The sequence below is a fragment of the Pseudomonas sp. L7 genome, assembly GCF_046605565.1.
In the GTDB taxonomy this organism is placed as follows: Bacteria; Pseudomonadota; Gammaproteobacteria; order Pseudomonadales; family Pseudomonadaceae; genus Aquipseudomonas; species Aquipseudomonas wayambapalatensis.
Genome location: NZ_CP176784.1, coordinates 2,799,146 through 2,817,505, shown reverse-complemented (window position 1 = coordinate 2,817,505; position 18,360 = coordinate 2,799,146). Strand labels below are relative to the sequence as shown.

At 62.5% G+C, this 18,360-nt stretch carries 17 protein-coding genes; 11 read left to right on the top strand and 6 right to left on the bottom strand.

What is annotated here, in order from left to right; genetic code table 11:
• Positions 1 to 67: 67 nt before the first annotated feature.
• Genes ACK3BK_RS12685 through dksA form a run of 3 tightly spaced genes read left to right on the top strand, consistent with a single transcriptional unit; the run spans position 68 to position 2,401 of the window.
• Positions 68 to 628: a carbonate dehydratase gene (locus ACK3BK_RS12685; protein WP_186664598.1), complete on the top strand. Its 561-nt coding sequence runs from the start codon at positions 68 to 70 to the stop codon at positions 626 to 628.
• Between the two features lie 2 nt (positions 629 to 630).
• Positions 631 to 1,968, top strand: a complete 1,338-nt coding sequence (locus ACK3BK_RS12680; RefSeq protein ID WP_186709151.1) for a dihydroorotase — start codon at positions 631 to 633, stop codon at positions 1,966 to 1,968.
• Between the two features lie 25 nt (positions 1,969 to 1,993).
• Positions 1,994 to 2,401 (top strand): RNA polymerase-binding protein DksA, encoded by a 408-nt coding sequence (gene dksA, locus ACK3BK_RS12675; RefSeq protein WP_186709155.1) that lies wholly within the window; start codon positions 1,994 to 1,996, stop codon positions 2,399 to 2,401.
• Here the strand turns inward: dksA and ACK3BK_RS12670 are convergent.
• Complete coding sequence (locus tag ACK3BK_RS12670) at positions 2,398 to 3,111, bottom strand: MgtC/SapB family protein (RefSeq protein WP_411382521.1); 714 nt, start codon at positions 3,109 to 3,111, stop codon at positions 2,398 to 2,400. The two genes, dksA and ACK3BK_RS12670, sit on opposite strands and share 4 nt — an antisense overlap.
• Before the next feature lie 427 nt (positions 3,112 to 3,538).
• On the opposite strand from ACK3BK_RS12670, the gene ACK3BK_RS12665 reads away from it, so the two are divergent.
• Positions 3,539 to 4,003 carry a sterol desaturase family protein gene (locus tag ACK3BK_RS12665; RefSeq protein WP_411382520.1) on the top strand — a complete coding sequence of 155 codons (465 nt, stop codon included), beginning with the start codon at positions 3,539 to 3,541 and terminating at the stop codon, positions 4,001 to 4,003.
• Between the two features lie 12 nt (positions 4,004 to 4,015).
• On the opposite strand, the gene ACK3BK_RS12660 is transcribed toward ACK3BK_RS12665, so the two are convergent.
• Positions 4,016 to 4,909: a bile acid:sodium symporter family protein gene (locus ACK3BK_RS12660; protein WP_186664604.1), complete on the bottom strand. Its 894-nt coding sequence runs from the start codon at positions 4,907 to 4,909 to the stop codon at positions 4,016 to 4,018.
• A 185-nt stretch (positions 4,910 to 5,094) separates the two neighbouring features.
• Here ACK3BK_RS12660 and ACK3BK_RS12655 point away from each other — a divergent pair, with 185 nt between their 5' ends.
• The 4 genes from ACK3BK_RS12655 (at position 5,095) to ACK3BK_RS12640 (ending at position 8,568) form a co-directional block, all read left to right on the top strand.
• On the top strand, positions 5,095 to 5,973 hold the full coding sequence (locus ACK3BK_RS12655; protein ID WP_186664605.1) for a Dyp-type peroxidase: 879 nt from the start codon (positions 5,095 to 5,097) through the stop codon (positions 5,971 to 5,973).
• A gap of 83 nt (positions 5,974 to 6,056) precedes the next feature.
• Complete coding sequence (locus ACK3BK_RS12650) at positions 6,057 to 6,965, top strand: aldo/keto reductase (RefSeq protein WP_186664606.1); 909 nt, start codon at positions 6,057 to 6,059, stop codon at positions 6,963 to 6,965.
• Between the two features lie 4 nt (positions 6,966 to 6,969).
• Positions 6,970 to 8,247, top strand: a complete 1,278-nt coding sequence (locus tag ACK3BK_RS12645; protein WP_411382519.1) for an NTP/NDP exchange transporter — start codon at positions 6,970 to 6,972, stop codon at positions 8,245 to 8,247.
• Positions 8,248 to 8,403: 156 nt separating this feature from the next.
• Complete coding sequence (locus tag ACK3BK_RS12640; RefSeq protein WP_186664609.1) at positions 8,404 to 8,568, top strand: general stress protein; 165 nt, start codon at positions 8,404 to 8,406, stop codon at positions 8,566 to 8,568.
• Positions 8,569 to 8,743: 175 nt separating this feature from the next.
• Here the strand turns inward: ACK3BK_RS12640 and ACK3BK_RS12635 are convergent, their stop codons facing one another.
• The 4 genes from ACK3BK_RS12635 to ACK3BK_RS12620 form a co-directional block, all read right to left on the bottom strand.
• Entirely contained in the window at positions 8,744 to 10,744 is a 2,001-nt protein-coding gene (locus ACK3BK_RS12635; protein ID WP_186664610.1) for a peptidase U32 family protein, read from the bottom strand.
• Positions 10,745 to 10,887: 143 nt separating this feature from the next.
• Positions 10,888 to 12,318 carry a hypothetical protein gene (locus ACK3BK_RS12630; protein ID WP_411382518.1) on the bottom strand — a complete coding sequence of 477 codons (1,431 nt, stop codon included), beginning with the start codon at positions 12,316 to 12,318 and terminating at the stop codon, positions 10,888 to 10,890.
• Positions 12,305 to 14,203, bottom strand: a complete 1,899-nt coding sequence (locus ACK3BK_RS12625; RefSeq protein WP_411382517.1) for a Hint domain-containing protein — start codon at positions 14,201 to 14,203, stop codon at positions 12,305 to 12,307. Before ACK3BK_RS12625 ends, ACK3BK_RS12630 begins: the two co-directional genes overlap by 14 nt.
• Before the next feature lie 126 nt (positions 14,204 to 14,329).
• Positions 14,330 to 15,217 carry a LysR family transcriptional regulator gene (locus ACK3BK_RS12620; protein WP_186664613.1) on the bottom strand — a complete coding sequence of 296 codons (888 nt, stop codon included), beginning with the start codon at positions 15,215 to 15,217 and terminating at the stop codon, positions 14,330 to 14,332.
• A 100-nt stretch (positions 15,218 to 15,317) separates the two neighbouring features.
• Between ACK3BK_RS12620 and ACK3BK_RS12615 the strand changes: the two genes are divergently transcribed.
• Genes ACK3BK_RS12615 through ACK3BK_RS12605 form a run of 3 tightly spaced genes read left to right on the top strand, consistent with a single transcriptional unit; the run spans position 15,318 to position 18,270 of the window.
• Positions 15,318 to 16,610: a CitMHS family transporter gene (locus tag ACK3BK_RS12615; protein ID WP_411382516.1), complete on the top strand. Its 1,293-nt coding sequence runs from the start codon at positions 15,318 to 15,320 to the stop codon at positions 16,608 to 16,610.
• A gap of 2 nt (positions 16,611 to 16,612) precedes the next feature.
• Positions 16,613 to 17,959, top strand: coding sequence for an acyclic terpene utilization AtuA family protein (locus ACK3BK_RS12610; protein ID WP_411382515.1), 1,347 nt, complete (start codon positions 16,613 to 16,615; stop codon positions 17,957 to 17,959).
• Complete coding sequence (locus ACK3BK_RS12605; RefSeq protein WP_186664616.1) at positions 17,956 to 18,270, top strand: hypothetical protein; 315 nt, start codon at positions 17,956 to 17,958, stop codon at positions 18,268 to 18,270. Before ACK3BK_RS12610 ends, ACK3BK_RS12605 begins: the two co-directional genes overlap by 4 nt.
• The last annotated feature ends 90 nt before the right edge of the window (positions 18,271 to 18,360 follow it).

The window sequence follows — 18,360 nt, the reverse complement described above, 5'->3', positions numbered from 1 at the left end:
AGGGGGTTGCAAGTAAACTGTTATAACGTAACATTTGCTGGAATCAGCTTGTCTCAGGAAACCTACCGTGATCCGCAGAAACCCCTCCGGCCACCTCCCACAGATCGCCGAATCAGCCTACATCGACAAGACCGCGATCATCTGCGGCAAGGTCATCATCAAGGACCATGTGTTCGTCGGCCCCTACGCGGTCATCCGCGCCGACGAGGTGGACGCCACCGGGGACATGGAGCCGATCGTCATCGGCGCCAACTCCAACATTCAGGATGGTGTGGTCATTCACTCCAAGTCCGGAGCGGCGGTGAGCATCGGCGAGTACACCTCCATCGCCCACCGCTCCATCGTGCATGGCCCCTGCGTGGTCGGCGATCGGGTGTTCATCGGCTTCAACAGCGTGCTGTTCAATTGCCGCGTGGGTGATGGCAGCGTCGTGCGTCACAACTCGGTGGTCGATGGTCGCGACCTGCCAGAGCGCTTCTACGTACCGCCCACCGAACATATCGGCCCGCACACCGATCTCGATCGCTACCCACCCGTCAGCGTGTCGGCCTCGGAGTTCTCCGAGGATGTCGCCCGCACCAACATCGACCTGGTCCAGGGCTACAAGGCCCTGCAGAACGAGTTCTGATCATGGCCGACCTGCTGATACGCAACGCACGGCTGGTCAACGAAGGGCGCGAGTTCGAGGCTGACCTGCTGGTCGCCCGTGGGCGCATCGACAAGATCGCCGCGAGCATCGAAGGCGTGCGCGCTAAGGTCGAGATCGATGCGCAAGGGCAATGGCTGCTGCCGGGCATGATCGATGACCAGGTGCACTTTCGCGAACCCGGGGCAGGGCACAAAGGGAGCATTGCCAGTGAGTCGCGGGCTGCGGTGGCGGGTGGCATCACCAGCTTCATGGACATGCCCAACACCGACCCGCCAACCCTCACCACTGCGGCGCTGGCCGACAAGAAACGCCGCGCCGCGGCCAGCTCGCAGGCCAACTACGGCTTCCACTTCGGGGTCAGTCGCGACAACCTGGACACCATCGCCGCGCTCGACCCGCGTGAAGTCGCCGGGGTCAAGGTGTTCATGGGCGCGTCCACCGGCAACATGCTGGTGGACGACCCGCAGGTGCTCGAGCGGCTGTTCATCTACTGCCCGACCATCCTGCTGGCCCACTGCGAGCACACCCCCAGCATTCTGGCCAACGAGGCGCTGTGGCGTGAACGCCATGGCGAATTCATTCCTGCGGCCGCTCACCCGCTGATTCGCGATGCCGAAGCCTGCTATCGCTCCTCGTCGATGGCCGTGGACATGGCCAGGCGTTTCGGTACACGCCTGCACGTACTGCACCTGACCACCGCGCGCGAACTGGCGCTGTTCGCCGCTGGCCCGGTACGCGACAAGCACATCACCGCCGAGGTCTGCCTGCACCACCTGCTGTTCGACGACAGTGACTACGCGCAGCTCGGCCATCTGATCAAATGCAATCCGGCCATCAAGACCCGTGCCGACCGTGACGCACTGCGCCAGGCTCTGGCCGGCGATGTGATCGACGTGATCGGAACCGATCATGCCCCGCATACGCTCGAGGAAAAGCGGCGAGTCTATGGCCGCGCGCCCTCGGGGCTGCCGTTGGTGCAGCATGCCTTGCCGGCAGCGCTGGAGCTGGTCAGCGAGGGTGTGCTGAGCCTGACCCAGTTGGTCGACAAGACCAGCCACGCAGTGGCCCGCCTGTTCGCCATACGCGAGCGCGGTTTTCTGCGCGAAGGTTACTGGGCGGACCTGGCGCTGGTCGAGCGCCTGGCGCAACCGCGCCCGGTCGCCGATGACCCGATCCTGGCCCACTGCGGCTGGACACCTTTTCAGCATCGACACCTGCAGCATGTGGTGCGTACCACCGTGGTATCCGGCCAGCTGGCCTGGCACCAAGGCCAGGTGCAGCCACGCTGCCAGGGCCTGCCGCTGATGTTCGATCGATGACTCCTTTATTGCACGAGTGTGCCCCATGACTGAAGAAGACTTGCTCCGCCAGCCGGCCGAGGCCTACATGAACGAGCCCCAGCGCCAGTACTTTCGTAACCTGTTGCTGGGGCAGCGGGTGGAGTTGCAGGAGCGCATAGAGCAGGACTTCCAAGCGTTGCGCGAGCAGGAAGTGCACAGCGACCCGGCCGATCTTGGCAGTGCCGAGGAGGAGCGGCACTGGCAGTTGCGCACCCTTGAGCGAGAGAAGCGCCTGCTGGACAAGATCGACCAGGCGTTGGAGCGCCTGGCCAAGGGGGATTACGGCTGGTGTGAGGAAACCGGCGAGCCGATCGGCCTGCGCCGCCTGCTGCTGCGTCCGACCGCGACCCTGTGCATAGAAGCCAAGGAGCGGCAGGAACTCAGGGAACGGCATTTGCGCGATGATGCCTAGTCGACCACCACGGGCTGGGCGTAAAGCTGCCAGCGCACTGAACTGACGCCTTTCTCCAGGCTCACCCGGCTCACCAGGCGCTCCAGTTGTGCAGGCGCCTGTGGCGTGCCCAGCAGTTCGGCGCGCACCTCCAGGCGCAGCGGGTCGTGCAGGTCTTCGCTGTGCAGCGACTGCAGGCGCAGGCCCGGGTCACTGAGGCTGTGCAGCATCAGGCTGCGCACCTGGATCTCGTCTTCTGCCCGGCAGACGATGCGCACCTCGAAGCGTTGCTCGACTTCACTGGCGGGCACGACGTCCTGGCGGTCCAGGCGCTGGGCGATGTCGCGCAGCAGGATGTTGGCACACAGCACCACCAGGCTGCCCAGGGTTGCCTCCAGCAACAGCCCCAGGCTGCACAGCACACCGATGGCCGCGGTGCACCAGAGCGTGGCAGCGGTGTTCAGGCCGCGCACGTTGAAACCATCGCGCATGATCACGCCACCACCGAGAAAGCCGATGCCGGACACGACATACGCGGCGATGCGCGAGGCGTCGCTGGATTCCATGCCGGGTACCGCCTGGGTCATCAGCACGAACAGGCAGGCACCGGTGCTGACCAGCGCATTGGTGCGAAGGCCGGTCAGGCGCTGGCGCAGTTGACGTTCGGCGCCGATCAGGGCGCCGAGTACGAGGGCCACGCTGACGCGCAGCAGAAATACTTTCCAATCCATAGCAAACCTCTTTCCACGGGCAACGGCCCGCACATGCGCCACTGGCAAATGTGACGCCAATAAAATGAATGAGCGCGCAGGACCACGACACTCGCCGGCAAGCGCTGGCTGAGCGGGGAAAGAAGAGGGGGAAATCTGCCTTCGCAGGCGAGATGGACCGCCGTCTACCGTATTCGGCAAGACAGCGGCAGGAATGCTGCCGGACTAGCTTGCCGTGTGGACCTGTCGCAATCGACTGGGGCTACTGTCCAATGCAGGACTCCTGTAGGGGATGCATAAGTGCGTCGCGGACCTTACGCCTGCAGTTGCTCAGAATCAAGGGCGAATTCATGACAATTGCTTCATTGCCGAAACCTCCTACCGTTTCCGGTGCGTTCATCAGCGGTGGTAACCTTGGCGCCTTTCACCATCCACGCCGGACTGTCCCATGCTGTTCAACATCGCCGTGCTGCTCGCCGCCCTGGTGGCCATGGAGGGTGTCGGCACACTGGCCCACAAGTACGTCATGCACGGCTGGGGCTGGTGGCTGCACCGCTCGCACCATGAGCCGCACCTGGGTGTGCTCGAGACCAATGACCTCTACCTGGTGGCACTGGCCCTGATCGCCGCTGGCCTGATGGCCCTGGGCAAGGCCGGCTACGCGCCCCTGCAGTGGGTCGGTGGAGGTGTCGCGGGCTATGGCGTGCTGTACGTGGTGGCCCACGACGGTTTCTTCCATCGGCACTGGCCGCGTAAACCCAAACCCATGCAGCGCTACCTCAAACGCCTGTACCGGGCGCATCGGCTTCATCACGCGGTGAAAGGACGCGAAGGTAGCGTGTCGTTCGGCTTCTTCTACGCGCCGCCGCTGCGCGAGCTCAAGCGCCAGTTGCGCGCGCGGCGGGGCGACTGAGTCGCGCAGGCTTCAATTCGTGGTTTCCTGCACGGCAATGGCCTCTTTGTGCCCTCGACTCACCCACCAGCCAAAGGCTGCAGCTGTGAAGAACATGATCAGGCTGTAGATCGCTGCCGGCACGGCCATGGTGGGGTTGTTCAGCAGGCTGGGACTCAACGCCAGCGCGATGGCCAAGGTGCCGTTGTGAATGCCGATCTCCATACCAATGGCGATCGCCTGGCGTTTCGGGATGCGTAACAGGCGTGGCACCCAATACCCCAGCCCCAGGCTGATCACGTTGAACAACAGCGCGGCGACACCCACCACCGGCGCGTACTCCACCACTGTCTGCCAGTCCTTGGCCAGTGCCAAAACGATGGTGAAGGCCAGAAACAACGCGGCTACCAGCTTCATCGGTTTCTCCATCCGCGCGGCAAAGCCCGGTGCGTAGCGGCGGATCAGCATGCCCAGGCCCACGGGCAGCAGGACGATGGCAAACACCTGCATGACCTTGGCAAATTGCAGCGGGATGGCCTGGTCCGACTCCATGAAGTAGATCAGCGACAGGTTGACCAGCAGTGGCATGGTGAGGATGGCGATCAGCGAGTTGACCGCCGTCAGCGTGATGTTCAGTGCCACGTCGCCATGTGCCAGGTGGCTGAACAGGTTCGCGGTAGTCCCGCCCGGCGATGCGGCCAAGAGCATCAGGCCCACTGCCAGCGCGGCCTCCAGGCCAAACCCGTTGGCGATCAGGAAGCAGATGAACGGCAGCAACAGGATCTGACAGGCCAGGCCGACCAGCACGGGCTTGGGATACTTCACCACTCGGGCGAAGTCGGCGAGGGTCAGCGACAACCCCAGGCCCAGCATGATGATGCCCAGGGCGATGGGCAGGAAGGCAGTCAGCAAGGGGGAGGCGGTCATCGGCATGCTCGTGGGCGAGGGATTGCGCAGAGTGTAGGCAGGCTCCATCGATCAGCTAATCGCAAAGTGCCAGCCTTTGGTAACTGATTATTTCTGGATGAGCCACACCTCGCCGCGACCTGACGCGTTGCGATGGGCTGCCGAGCACAGTAGGATTCGCGCTTTTGCCGAAGGATTAGCTCGTCATGTCGTTCCAGCAAGGTCTGCTCGCCACTCCGGTGCCGGCCCACGCCCGTCACCTGTTCTTTGCCCTGCATACGGGGGAGGCGTTGCCTGCCGTTCTGGATGCCTTGTTGCAGCAAGTCGACGGCCACAGCCTGATCCTGGCCGTCGGCGCGCCGCTGGCCAAGGCACTGGGGCGCGATGTCCCGGGCTTGCGCAGTTTCCCGCAGCTGGACGCAGCGGTCGAAAACCCGGCCACCCAGCATGCCCTGTGGCTCTGGCTGCGTGATGACGCGCGTGGTGATCTGTTCCTGCGTGCCCAAGCCCTGGAGCAGGCCCTGGCGCCGGCTTTCACACTGGTCGACAGTGTCGATGGTTTTCTGCACCACGGCGGACACGATCTGACCGGCTATGAAGACGGCACCGAAAACCCGCGGGACAACGATGCTGTCGACGCAGCCATCGTGGCGGGTGAGCAAGCGGGCCTGGCAGGTTCCAGTTTCGCTGCGTTCCAGCTGTGGAAACACGATCTCAACTACTTCAAGTCGCTGCCTCAGCCAGAGCAGGATGACATCATTGGCCGTCGCCTGAGCGACAACGAAGAGCTGGAAGACGCGCCGGAGTCGGCCCACGTCAAGCGTACCGCGCAGGAAAGCTATGACCCCGGGGCCTTCATGGTGCGCCGTTCGGTGGCCTGGGCCGACAACCGTGGCGCAGGGCTGGCCTTCGTCGCCCTGGGCCGCTCGTTCGATGCCTTCGAAGTCCAGCTGCGGCGCATGAGTGGCCTGGAAGATGGCGTGGTCGATGCCTTGTACCGCTTCAGCCGACCACTGACCGGCGGCTACTACTGGTGCCCGCCAATGGGGGCTGAAGGCCTGGACCTGCGCCTGTTGCTCGGTTAAATATCCCGATACAGAATCGCTGCGCATCGCAGGGTCGAGCGACTAGCCTTGAAGGTTTCCCCCTGTAAACGGGAGCCTCCTTCATGTACGCACGTCGCGATGTCCTGCGTGCCAGCGCCGCGCTTGGCGCACTGGCCCTGAGCCCTTGGCTGCGCGCCGAGTCCGGCAGCGGCCTGCTGACCCGCAAGATCCCCGCCACCGGTGAGGCCTTGCCGGTCATCGGTGCCGGCACTTCCGGTAGTTTCGAGGTCCAGGCCGGCTCTGCCCAGTACCAACAGCTCAAGCTTGTGCTCGAGGCGTTCTTCAAAGGCGGCGGCAAGGTCATCGACACCTCGCCCAACTACGGCGGTGCCGACGCCATTCTCGGCCAGTTGCTGGAGGAGGGCGGCTGGCACCGTCAGTGTTTCATCGCCACCAAGATCGCTGCCGACAGCCGGGAAGGGGCCGAACGGCAATGGGTGCAAAGCCTTTCCAGCCTGCGCACCGACAAGGTCGACTTGCTGCAGATCCACAACCTGCGCGACTGGCAGACCCAGCTACCCTATGCCCGGGAGTTGAAGCAGCAAGGCAAGACGCGCTATGTGGGCATCACTCACTATCTCAACAGTGGGCAGGATGAGGTGGCGCGCATCGTGCGCAGCGAGCCGCTGGATTTCATCCAGATCAACTACTCGGTGAACGCTCCGGATGCCGCGCGCGAGCTGCTGCCGCTGTGCCAGGACAAAGGCGTCGCGGTGCTGGTCAACCGTGCTTTCGACGATGGCCGGCTGTTCGCCCGGGTCAAGGATCAGGCATTGCCATCTTGGGCGGGCGAGGCGGGTATCGGCAGTTGGGCGCAGCTGTTCCTGAAGTTCGCCATCAGTCACCCGGCGGTGACCACGGTAATTCCTGCGACCGGCCGCCCGGACCGTCAGCTTGACCAGCTCAAGGCTGGCAGCGGGCCGTTGCTGAGCGAAGCCCAGCGCCAGGCGCTCATCAGGCAATTTGCCTGACGCCATGAGCGACTTGCGGCGGCGCCTGGACCAGAGCCTCAACATCCAGCCCGGCGAAGGCCCGGCAGTGGTCGCAGGCCTTGCGCTGTTCTACCTGCTGTTCACGGGGTATTTCATGCTGCGCCCCGTCCGCGAAACCATGGGCGTGGCAGGAGGTGTGGACAATCTGCAATGGCTGTTCACCGGCACCTTCATTGCGACCCTGGCCTGCCTGCCGCTATTCGGCTGGCTCGCTTCACGGGTGAAGCGGCGGCGCATCCTGCCGTGGACCTACGCCTTCTTTACCAGCAACCTGCTGTTGTTTGCTGTGCTCTTTGCCCGTGATCCAGATGACCTCTGGAATGCACGGGCTTTTTATATCTGGCTGTCGGTGTTCAACCTGCTGGCCATCTCCCTGGCCTGGAGCGTACTGGCAGACCTGTTTTCCAGCGAGCAGGGCAAGCGCCTGTTCGGCCTGCTGGCGGCGGGTGCAAGCCTTGGCGGCCTGAGCGGGCCGATTCTTGGCACTCTGCTGGTTTCTCCCCTCGGGCACGCGGGTTTGTTGGTGCTGGCGGGCGTCTGCCTGCTTGGCAGCATAGGCGCTGCGCTCTACGTGCAACACTGGCGTGAGCGTCATCCGCTGCCGGCCATCACCGCGCATCCAGCCTCGCGGCCACTGGGTGGCAATCCGTTTTCCGGCGCCACCGCCGTGCTGCGGTCGCCCTACCTGCTGGGTATCGCGTTGTTCGTCATACTGCTGGCCAGCGTCAGCACCTTCCTGTATTTCGAGCAGGCCCGTATCGTCAGCGAGACGTTCAGCGACCGTACACGGCAGACACAAGTCTTTGGCCTGATCGACACAGTCGTGCAAACGCTGGCGATATTCACCCAGGTCTTTCTCACCGGACGCCTGGCCCGGCGCCTGGGTGTCGGTGTGTTACTGGTGGGCGTGCCACTGGTGATGGCGGTCGGTTTCATCTGGCTGGCGCTGGCGCCGGTCTTTGCGGTGTTCGTTTTCGTGATGGTCGTGCGTCGTGCAGGCGAGTACGCCCTGGTGCGCCCGGGACGGGAGATGCTCTTCACCGTCTTGCCCGCTGATGAGAAGTACAAAGCCAAGAACTTTATCGACACCGTGGTCTACCGCGGCGGCGATGCCTTGAGCGGTTGGGTCAAGCGCGGCCTGGACCTGCTGGGCGAGCATCCGCAGTTGGCCATGTCGATCGGCGCCATCCTCGCGCTTGGCTGGGGCGTTACCGGCGCCTGGCTGGGCCGTCGCCAGCGTAGCCTCGAAAACGCCCCGTAACTCAAAGCACCTCGCGCCAAATACAGCGTCGCTGCACCTTTAGCGCCACCGGTCTGCCAGATCGGTAATAAACCGAATCCCCTGCTGCTGCGATGCTCCGAACTTATGTACGGCAAACGCCCGTGCATATCCCACAGCCACAAGAGGTGCAAGACCATGGCCAATAACCAGAACAAGACTGGCAGTCAGGGTGGTACCAAAAATCCTGGCAACTTCGCCAACGACCGGGAAAAAGCGTCCGAAGCCGGTCGCAAAGGCGGCCAGCAGTCCGGTGGCAACAAGCAGAACGACGACATGGGCCGCAAGGGCGGCCGCTCGTAAGTGATGCTGCGCGGTGCCGGGGTAGCTCGGCACCGCAACAGTAGGCTGAGGCAAGAATTTCGGGTTTGTACCCGTAGTTATTTCCGGATCAATCTGCGTTCGTGCGCGGCAGGCAGGCAATCCTTGCCTGCCTCGAAACTTCACCGGGAGGCGGAGGCAGCAGTCGTGCTCGGCCTCAGTGCGGCGCGCGCACGATGGTCTTGAGCAAGTCTTCCGGGCTGATGTGCCCAACCACCTGGCTCACCGCGCTGCCTGGGGTTGGCAGGTCGATGATGTGGTCTTTCATCCGGCCGACCACGTGCATTTCGCACGGCTTGCAGTCGAATTTCAGGGTCAGCACTTCGTCGCCATGAATCAGCTGCATTGGCGCGACCTTGGTGCGTACACCGGTAACGCCCTTGGCCTGCTTGGGGCACAGGTTGAAGGAGAAGCGCAGGCAGTGCTTGGTGATCATCACCGGCACCTCGCCGTGCTCCTCGTGGGCCTCGAACGCTGCATCGATCAACTTCACCCCATGGCGATGATAGAAGTCACGGGCTTTCTGGTTATAGACGTTGGCCAGGAACGACAGGTGCGCTTCGGGATAGACCGGGGGAGGCGTGGTCTCGGCCTTGCGGCTACCGCGCGGGTGCGCCTTGACCCGTGCCTCGGTGAGCATTTCGATAGCCTCACGACGCAGGGCCTTGAGTTGCGAGTTGGGGATGAAGTACGCCTGCGGGGCATCGAGCTCGATGGCCTCGGCGTGGTACTGGGTGGTGCCCAGTTGGCCCAGCAGGTCGTGCAACTGATCCAGCGCCTGCTGCGGTTTGTTGGCCGCGCCGAACGGGCCGTCCAGGGCAACCTGCACGGTGACGCCTTCCTCGCTGGTGACACTCAGCGCCAGGCGTTGCTCGGTCAGCACGACATGCCACTGAACCGCGACGCGGCGCTCGGACGAGGTGCGTTGCAGCGCCTGCTGCCAGTTATGGTCAAGGTTGCGCGACAGTGGGTGATTCGGCCGCAGCTTGTGCAAGCCTTCGGGCATCTCGTTGGGCTCGACGCGATAACGGTAGCGTGTCTGGCCATCGTCCTCGAACTCGCCACGTGGCTCGGCGATGTTGGCCCGGAAGCCCACCACTTCACGCTTGACCAGCACGTTCAGGCCGTCACCGTTGGTCAGCGGGACCTCGGTGACCACCATCAGGTCACGCTTGCCGACCTTTTCCACCACACCCACTGGCAAGCCGGTGAAGGTGGGCGAATCGAAGGCACCGATGTCGATCTTGCGGTCGCTGACGAAGTAGTCGGTGCTGCCGCGGTGGAAGGTCTTGTCCGGGTCCGGTACGAAGAAGTGCTGGGTACGACCGCTCGATGCGCGGGCCAGGTCCGGGCGATCTTCGAGAATCGCATCCAGCTCCTTGCGGTAGTGGGCGGTGATGTTCTTCACATAGCCCATGTCCTTGTAGCGGCCTTCGATCTTGAATGAGCGCACGCCGGCGTCGACCAGGTCACGCAGGTTGGCAGTCTGGTTGTTGTCCTTCATCGACAGTAGGTGCTTCTCGAAGGCAACCACCCGGCCCTGATCGTCCTTGAGGGTGTAGGGCAGGCGACAGGCCTGGGAGCAATCACCCCGGTTGGCGCTGCGGCCGGTCTGGGCGTGGGAAATGTTGCATTGGCCGGAGAAGGCCACGCACAACGCGCCGTGAATGAAGAACTCGATGGCAGCATCGGTCTCGGCGGCGATGGCGCGGATCTGCTGCAGGTTCAGTTCACGGGCCAGCACCAACTGGGAGAAGCCGGCCTGGTCGAGGAATCTGGCGCGCTCTAGGGTGCGAATGTCGGTCTGTGTACTGGCGTGCAACTCGATCGGTGGGATGTCCAGCTCCATCACCCCCAGGTCCTGGACGATCAATGCATCGACACCGGCGTCGTACAGCTGGTGGATCAGCTTGCGTGCAGGCTCCAGCTCGTTGTCGTGGAGGATGGTATTGATCGTGGTGAAGACCCGCGCGTGGTAGCGCCGGGCGAACTCCACCAACTCGGCGATATCGCCGACCTCGTTGCACGCGTTGTGCCGCGCGCCGAAGCTCGGGCCGCCGATATAGATGGCGTCGGCGCCATGCAGAATGGCCTCGCGGGCGATGGCCACATCGCGGGCAGGGCTGAGCAGTTCCAGGTGATTCTTTGGAAGGGACATGTCGTTATAGGTTCGTGCTGTCACGGTTTAGGGCGGCATTGTAGCGATGAATTGCTGCGCAGGCACCCGTGACGTTCCAGGCGGGCATACTCGGCAGCGACGGGCCTGCTCTCCTTGACGCAGCCCCGTCATCCGCCCACGTGTCAGAGAGCCGGAGCAGTTTGCTCCGCTTGCCATTGCGTCCTGCTGGACGCTTTGCCACAGATAGGCGTCAGCTGTACGCTCAGCGATTGATCCAGGTTCGCATCAAACACTGGAATCATCATCTGGGCACTGCAGCCAGCGACCCGATCCTGACTGATGACATTACCTGCGCGAGTAATCGACACCCATGTGCCTTCAGGCGCTACTACCGATTCCGGAGGCGACCAGGTGACATCCACGACCCCTACTCTCGGTCGGAGCAAGGTAACCAATGGAGTCCCAGTAACCATCGGCACCCAATCGCCTTCCGTCCCTACTCCAGACCCAGGATAGGCAATGACCTGACACACCCACTTCTTGTCGGTCCTAAGCGGCGCTTTCAGCGACAAGCGCTCGTGGGTCCGGGGGGCATCGACGCGCGCAGAGGCGGCGACCATGGCGGTCTCTGGCGAAAACACCTGCACGATGTAGTGAGTGATCTCCAGACTGTTCGACATGTTCCAGGCCACATCGACGCCCTCGTTGTCCAACACCACTGAGGTGATGTCGGGCCTGTCTGCTACGACGCGCAAAGGCTTGGTGCTGATGCCTGCGCCTTTTGCAGTCAGGGCCGTGAGGGTAAAGCTGAACGCATCAAACTCCGGCAGTGGCGAGGACAGTGGCAAGTCGGCGAGCTCGTATCCCGCGGGCAGGGCCATGTCGTAATGCGTGCCGGTAAGCGCACTGTGCAGGCTCAGCTGGTATTGCACGATCTCTCTGGGGTCCAGGGAAAACCATGCGACTGCGATGCGGTTTCCACCACGATAGAGCGGGCTCTGCTCCAGATTCGGCGGGGTCATGCATGACGGGAAATGAATCAGCTCCGATCGGGCGCGGGTATTCTCGCGAACCACAGCCTCCACGCCGACTGTCCAGCCTTGGTCATTGCCCAGCCCCCCGCCCAGTTGCGAATTGCCCACGACAGCACTGGCGCTACCCGCTCCACTGATTGGAATGACGAATGTCGTACCGCTGATCGTCGATGACACGACGATCTCATAGCCCAGAAGAGCCTGGCTGGAAGGCTGCCAACCAACGCGCAGGGTCTCGCCATCGTATATCGCCGAGTGCAGGATCGGCTGGAGGGTTGGCAGGGGCAGTGGAGCGCTGCTCTCTGTTTCCCCACTCTCCCGCAAGGCCATCACGGTGACGCGATATTCACGTATCGCGCTCAGGGGTTCGGACAGAGGTAATACCCCAACGGTAGCTGCACCGTCTGGAATGAATTGGTGTTTCAACGGCGTCCAGCCGCCTGTGTCCTGATGACCCAATGTGATCACCCAACCTGCAGGCGTGTCCAATTCGAGAGGGCTCCATGCCACACGCAGGCAGTCTGTCTCGTAAACGGCCTGAACGATGGAGAGCCTGAGTGCATCGTTACCGCGTTGCATTGCCGACCTCCTGTGAAGTGCCGCTCACGTCAGAGGACTGCTGCGCCTTTTGTTTTTGCTGGTTGTCGTAATCAGCCAAGAACGCCGGATGGACGTTTGCTCGCAGTTGCGCAGGGCTGCGAAGTGGCGCTCTGCTTTTGAGATCTGCCAGCATATTTTGCGTAGCGAGGTTACCCGACAAAATGCCGTTGGCGTAATAACTGCCTTCGACGCCACCTTTGAATTGCAAGTTGTATACCGGGGTGGCCTGAGCCTCGACATAACCGACGAATGTCACCGTGATCGGAGGTCCGTCACCGGCCAACTTGTCGCCTACCTGGATTTCCCGTGCCTGCACCTCCATGTTTCTCACGGCACTCCCGATTTGAATCGCTCGCATGATGGGGTGGGTCGGTGTGACATGCAGGGTCTGGCCGGTAGTGCGTATCTCAAGCATGGAGCCATTTTCTGTACCCGTGGTTCTTTCACTGACCGTGCGCACGCCATGCGGTGTCTTGACCTTGTCTCCCGAGACGATCTCTTCGATTTTTTTTGTCTCGCCCGACGCCAGGGTGATCAATGTACCCCCTGCTACACAACCTTCCATGATTCGGAGTTGAGGGATGATCTCCCTGCCGGGGTTTCCTGCGGATCGCTTATCGCTGGTAAATACAAGCGTTACGTTTCGTGGCATGGGATCTTCTGGCGTTCCTGGAAGGTAGAGCATGTTGGTCATGTAGAAGTTGACGAGCGAGTCTTTATTGTTGGTCAGGCATGACGGGTTGCGCTTGAACTTTTCGGCCTCGTAATTGAAGCTCAGCTTTCCATTACCGTCAGATGTCCATTCGTCAGCAATACTTTCAGCTCTGGAGTGTACCCGACAGCCGCCACCGCTCGGGTTTACTAGATAGATCGCCGTTTCGCCAGTTACCGTAGATTCGGTTTTTCCTTCGGCGAGAGCGTAGCCAGAAACGGGAATCAGATAGTTAGCAGGCTTGTTCTGGCTTGCCCAATAATCGCACTCTTCACGGCTGTGGCGGTTCCAGCACATCTTGATGGGTGTATCGTTGTCAGGGAGTTTATTGCTGCAGACTTCCGTAGCGGCAGGAGCAGAAATGACACATTTGCCATTGGCGTCTCTTGTACAAGGCCTGGGCTCTGTCATACAAGCGTCAACGATACCCGTTGAACTGACTGCCTTCATGACGAGCGTCGGCGGGAACTCGTCGTCACTGTCCTTGGGGATCATGTTGAAGAAAGCGACAGCGCGAACGGGAATCGTTGGATCCACCGAGGCACTCACGTTAACGCGTAGTTCAGGAAGGTTCGTCAGATCAGTGGCGTTTTTCGAGGCAATGAAATCACCCGTGAGGTCGTTATACATAATGAGCGTGACAGAGTTTCTCTCGCTGCCGTTCGCAACGGTCGAAATGGCTTCAGAGCTGTACGTGACCGCTGAACTGGTTGCAGTAGCATTGGAGCGCGAAAGCTCCGAGATGAATTGAAGGTCTTGCAAAGGAGCGTCGGCATCACTGGACGTCTCAGGGAAGACAACTGGTTTTACTGCGTCAGGCTTTGCGCCGGAAACAGCGAGCGCTTTCACCCGCTGTTTGTGCGCAGCTTCCAGGCGCCTGAACATTTCGGGCGCCTGTGCTTTTGTATGCCCTGTCAGGAGTTGTTGTGCCTTATAAAGTTGATAATGCTGCGGGTTGCCCCAGTCCAGCTGATACAGGACGCCAGGGGTAAGATCTTTAGTCAATTCCTGCCCCAATGTTTCTACTTTCTCCTGGGCGTTTATTGCGTTTATTTCATCAGTGGCCTCGGCGGCCCAGGCAGAAGGAAGCGCATAAAAGAATAAAAACAATGCAGCCAATAGATTAATTGAGGTCGACTCTCTACTTGTCATCGTCTTTGCTCCCTGGTGGGTTCGATCCCTTGAACGGCAACACACGACATCGCCCTCTCGGACAACATTGTTAAGATCCAACCTACTGGGATTACGCGCTCGCCGACAACTGGCAAAAATGATAGGTCATTTGTCTGTGCCTGACAGATCACCCAGGCAATCGATCAAGGCCGAAGTGGCTGGTGACAGGCTGCATTCTGTGCGGGTGATGATGCCGATTTCACGCTCCAGACCTCGCGCTTCCAAGGGCCTGCGCAGCAACCTGTGTGTACCGTCGTCCGCCGATTCCGGCAGCAGCGTAACCCCCAACCCATTGCGCACCAGCGCCAATACCGTCGACATGTAGTTGGCTTCCATGGCGGCTTGCAGCACCAGCCCGTGTGCGCGGAACACCTCCTCGATCTGCGCCCGCACACTGCTGTCGCGCCCGGTGAGGATCATCGGCAGGCCGTCCAGGGCTTGCAGATCGACGGGGCCCGTGGCCAGCGGGTGTCCGACAGGCACAAACAGGCATAACCGATCACTCAGTAACGGTGTGAAGTCCAGCCCGTGCCCGAACTGGCTGCGCACACCCACGCCGAAATCCACATCGCCTTCGCGCACGCGCTCGACAATGCGCTCGGCAACCAGGTCGCGCAGGCGCACTTCGACACCTGGATGCGACTGCCGGAACACCGCCAGCCGCTGCGCCAGCGCCCCGGCACACAACGAGGGCAGGGCAGCCACCGTGACCACCCCGCGGCGCACCGCCGCCAAGCCTTGGCTGGCGCTGACGATGTTGGACAGATCGAGCAGCAGCTTCTCCATCGCCGGCAACGCCTCGCGCCCTGCAGCAGTGAGGGTGACGTGCCGAGGGCTGCGTTCGAGCAGGGCAACGCCCAGCCAGCTTTCGAGTTGGCGGATCTGGACGGTCAGGGCCGAGGGCGACAAGTGCAGGTCGTTGGCGGCGCGGGCGAAGTTGCCGCGCTGGGCAACGGTGATGAAGGCGCGAATATGCTGCAGGGCATTCTTCATTTTGTTTTTTCGAATGTGCGTGGTTTTAAATTGCAATTTACACGCTACCGAACCTCTCCTGATACTCGGGACAACAACAAAAACAAGCCGGAGTAACCCCATGCTCGCCCTCTACGGCGTCATTACCATTCTGTCCTTGCTGATCGCGGTGATGAGCAAGCGCATCTCGCCCCTGGTCGCTCTGATTGCCTTTCCCGTCGTGGCTGCCTTGCTCGCGGGTTTCGGCCTGCAGACCAGCGGTTTCATTCTCACTGGCATCAAGAATGTCGCCCCGGTGGTCGGCATGTTCATCTTCGCCATCCTGTTCTTCGGCGTGATGACCGATGCCGGCATGCTCGACCCGATCATCGACCGCATCCTGCGCGCCGTCGGCACCCGCCCCACCCGTATCGTCTGCGGCACCGCGTTGCTGGCGTTGCTGGTACACCTGGATGGGTCGGGTGCGGTGACATTCCTCGTCACGGTGCCCGCGATGCTGCCGCTGTATACACGCCTGGGCATCGACCGACGGGTGCTGGCCTGCGTTGCGGCGATGGCGGCGGGGGTGAATTTCCTGCCCTGGACGGGACCGGTGCTGCGCTCGTCCGCGGCGCTGCACGTGCCGGTGGCTGACCTGTTCCAACCGCTGATTCCGGTACAGGTGGTGGGGCTGTTGTTCGTCTTCGGCTGCGCCTACTGGCTGGGCCGACGCGAAGAGAAACGCCTGGGGCTCATGGCCGGCGCCGATGCCGGCGCGGCACCGCAGCGTATCTTGAGCGCCGATGAACAAGCCCTGCGCCGTACGCACATGTTCTGGCCGAACCTGCTGCTCACCGTGCTGGTGATGGCGGTGATGATCGCAGGCTGGGTCGACCCGGTAGTGATGTTCATGCTCGGCACGGTCGCCGCGCTTTGCCTGAATTATCCCCGTGTCGATCAGCAACGCGAACGCATCGATGCACACGCCAAGACCGCCCTGACCATGGCCAGCATCCTGCTTGCCGCCGGTGTGTTCACCGGCATCATGCAAGGCACCGGCATGCTCAAGGCCATGGCCGAGGTGGCGGTGCAACAGATTCCGCCGGGCCACGGGCGACTGATTCCCGCACTGGTGGGCTTCGTGTCGATGCCGCTCAGCTTGTTGTTCGACCCGGACTCGTTCTACTTCGGGGTCATGCCGGTGATTGCCGAGGTCGGCCGCTCGCTGGGCGTGGACCCGGTGCAGGTGGCCCAGGCGTCGCTGCTTGGCGTACATACCACCGGCTTCCCGGTCAGCCCGCTGACCCCGGCGACCTTCCTGCTGGTGGGGCTGTGCAAGCTCGACCTTGCCGATCACCAGCGTTTCACCCTGCCATTTCTGTTCGCCGCGTCGGTGCTGATGACCCTGACCGCGCTGGCACTTGGAGTCTTCTGAACATGAACACTTTGCGAATCGGCGCCGGCGCCGGCTATTCCGGCGATCGCCTGGAGCCTGCGGTGGAACTGGCCCGGGATGGGCAACTGGATTACTTGGTGTTCGAATGCCTGGCCGAACGCACCATCGCTCTGGCCCAGCAAGCCAGACTGGCCGACCCACAGGCCGGCTTCGATCCGTTGCTGACCGAGCGCATGCGGGCGGTGCTGCCCTATGTACGCGGCGGCGCGCGCCGTCTGCGTATCATCACCAACATGGGCGCAGCCAACCCGCGTGGCGCGGCGCGACAAGTGTCGGCCATCGCGGCTGAACTCGGGCTGCAGGGGCTGAAGGTCGCGGCAGTGGACGGTGACGATGTGCTCGACGTGCTGCGCCAGCACCCGGACTGGGCGCTGGACAACGGCCTGACGGTGGCCGGGCTGGGTGGGCGACTGGTGTCGGCCAACGCCTATCTGGGGGTCGAAGGGATCGTCCAGGCACTGGCCCTGGACGCCGATGTTGTGATTACCGGCCGTGTCGCCGACCCGTCGCTGTTCCTTGCACCGCAAGTGCATCACTTTGGCTGGCCTGACGACGATTGGAGTCGCCGTGGCCGAGGGACACTGACCGGGCATCTGCTTGAATGTGCGGGGCAGGTCAGTGGTGGCTACTTTGCCGATCCCGGCCTGAAGGATGTTGCCGACCTGGCGCGGCTTGGCTTCCCCTTCGCCGATATCGACATCGAAGGCCTGGCCACGCTCGGCAAGGTCGACGGCAGTGGGGGGCGCATCGATGTCGCAACTTGCACCGAACAACTGCTCTACGAGGTGCACGATCCGCGTCGCTACCTGACGCCGGATGTCACGGCCGACTTCTCGGGCGTGCATCTGCAAGCCTGCGGCAAGGATCAGGTACGCGTCAGTGGTGGCGAAGGCATGGCCCGCCCGCAACAACTCAAGGTTACCGTGGGCTATCGGGATGGCTGGATTGGCGAAGGGCAGATTTCCTACGGCGGCCCGAATGCCGTGGCGCGGGCACGTCTGGCCGGACGGATCGTCGAAGAGCGCCTGGCGTTGACCGGCGTCGCCGTCGAAGAGCTGCGCTGCGAGCTGATGGGAGTCGATTCGCTGCACGCCAGCCATTTCGGCATGGGCGGCGAACCCTGGGAGGTACGCCTGCGGGTTGCGGCACGTTGCCTGAACCGCGAGGCGGCGCAAGCGGTCGCCAACGAGGTCGAGACGCTCTACACCAATGGCCCGGCTGGCGGTGGCGGGGCCACTCGCCAGGTCCGCGAGGTGTTGGCCGTCGCCAGCCTTTACCTGCCGCGTGAGCTCGCGCAACCCCAAGTCCACCTGGAGCAATGCCCATGACCCGCCAACTGCACGAACTTGCCCACACCCGCACGGGGGACAAGGGCGACACCTCGAACATCTCGCTGATCGCGTATCGGGAGGAGGACTACCCGCTGCTTGAGCGGGAGCTGACAGCGGAACGAGTAGCGGCGTGGTTTGCCCATCTTCGCGATGAAAGCGCAGGGCCTGTCCGTCGCTATGACCTGCCGCAGCTCAAGGCGCTGAACTTCGTGCTGCCGGGGTTGTTGCGCGGTGGCGTGACCCGCTCGTTGGCGCTGGATGCCCATGGCAAGTGCCTGGGGGCCGCGTTGTTGGCGATGGACATCTAGGCGCTGCGGAATTCGCTGCCACAGAGGGACTGGTCTCGGTGCTCAATGGGGGGGCGGGTCGTTCGCTAAAAAAGCCTACACCCGCCCAAA

Excerpts from the sequence above, each read along its gene's own strand:
- ACK3BK_RS12680 (WP_186709151.1), top strand. The coding sequence starts at position 631 with ATGGCCGACCTGCTGATACGCAACGCACGGCTGGTCAACGAAGGGCGC.
- dksA (WP_186709155.1), top strand. The coding sequence starts at position 1,994 with ATGACTGAAGAAGACTTGCTCCGCCAGCCGGCCGAGGCCTACATGAAC.
- ACK3BK_RS12670 (WP_411382521.1), bottom strand. The coding sequence starts at position 3,111 with ATGGATTGGAAAGTATTTCTGCTGCGCGTCAGCGTGGCCCTCGTACTC.
- ACK3BK_RS12665 (WP_411382520.1), top strand. The coding sequence starts at position 3,539 with ATGCTGTTCAACATCGCCGTGCTGCTCGCCGCCCTGGTGGCCATGGAG.
- ACK3BK_RS12660 (WP_186664604.1), bottom strand. The coding sequence starts at position 4,909 with ATGACCGCCTCCCCCTTGCTGACTGCCTTCCTGCCCATCGCCCTGGGC.
- ACK3BK_RS12655 (WP_186664605.1), top strand. The coding sequence starts at position 5,095 with ATGTCGTTCCAGCAAGGTCTGCTCGCCACTCCGGTGCCGGCCCACGCC.
- ACK3BK_RS12650 (WP_186664606.1), top strand. The coding sequence starts at position 6,057 with ATGTACGCACGTCGCGATGTCCTGCGTGCCAGCGCCGCGCTTGGCGCA.
- ACK3BK_RS12645 (WP_411382519.1), top strand. The coding sequence starts at position 6,970 with ATGAGCGACTTGCGGCGGCGCCTGGACCAGAGCCTCAACATCCAGCCC.
- ACK3BK_RS12640 (WP_186664609.1), top strand. The coding sequence starts at position 8,404 with ATGGCCAATAACCAGAACAAGACTGGCAGTCAGGGTGGTACCAAAAAT.
- ACK3BK_RS12635 (WP_186664610.1), bottom strand. The coding sequence starts at position 10,744 with ATGTCCCTTCCAAAGAATCACCTGGAACTGCTCAGCCCTGCCCGCGAT.
- ACK3BK_RS12630 (WP_411382518.1), bottom strand. The coding sequence starts at position 12,318 with ATGCAACGCGGTAACGATGCACTCAGGCTCTCCATCGTTCAGGCCGTT.
- ACK3BK_RS12625 (WP_411382517.1), bottom strand. The coding sequence starts at position 14,203 with ATGACAAGTAGAGAGTCGACCTCAATTAATCTATTGGCTGCATTGTTT.
- ACK3BK_RS12620 (WP_186664613.1), bottom strand. The coding sequence starts at position 15,217 with ATGAAGAATGCCCTGCAGCATATTCGCGCCTTCATCACCGTTGCCCAG.
- ACK3BK_RS12615 (WP_411382516.1), top strand. The coding sequence starts at position 15,318 with ATGCTCGCCCTCTACGGCGTCATTACCATTCTGTCCTTGCTGATCGCG.
- ACK3BK_RS12610 (WP_411382515.1), top strand. The coding sequence starts at position 16,613 with ATGAACACTTTGCGAATCGGCGCCGGCGCCGGCTATTCCGGCGATCGC.
- ACK3BK_RS12605 (WP_186664616.1), top strand. The coding sequence starts at position 17,956 with ATGACCCGCCAACTGCACGAACTTGCCCACACCCGCACGGGGGACAAG.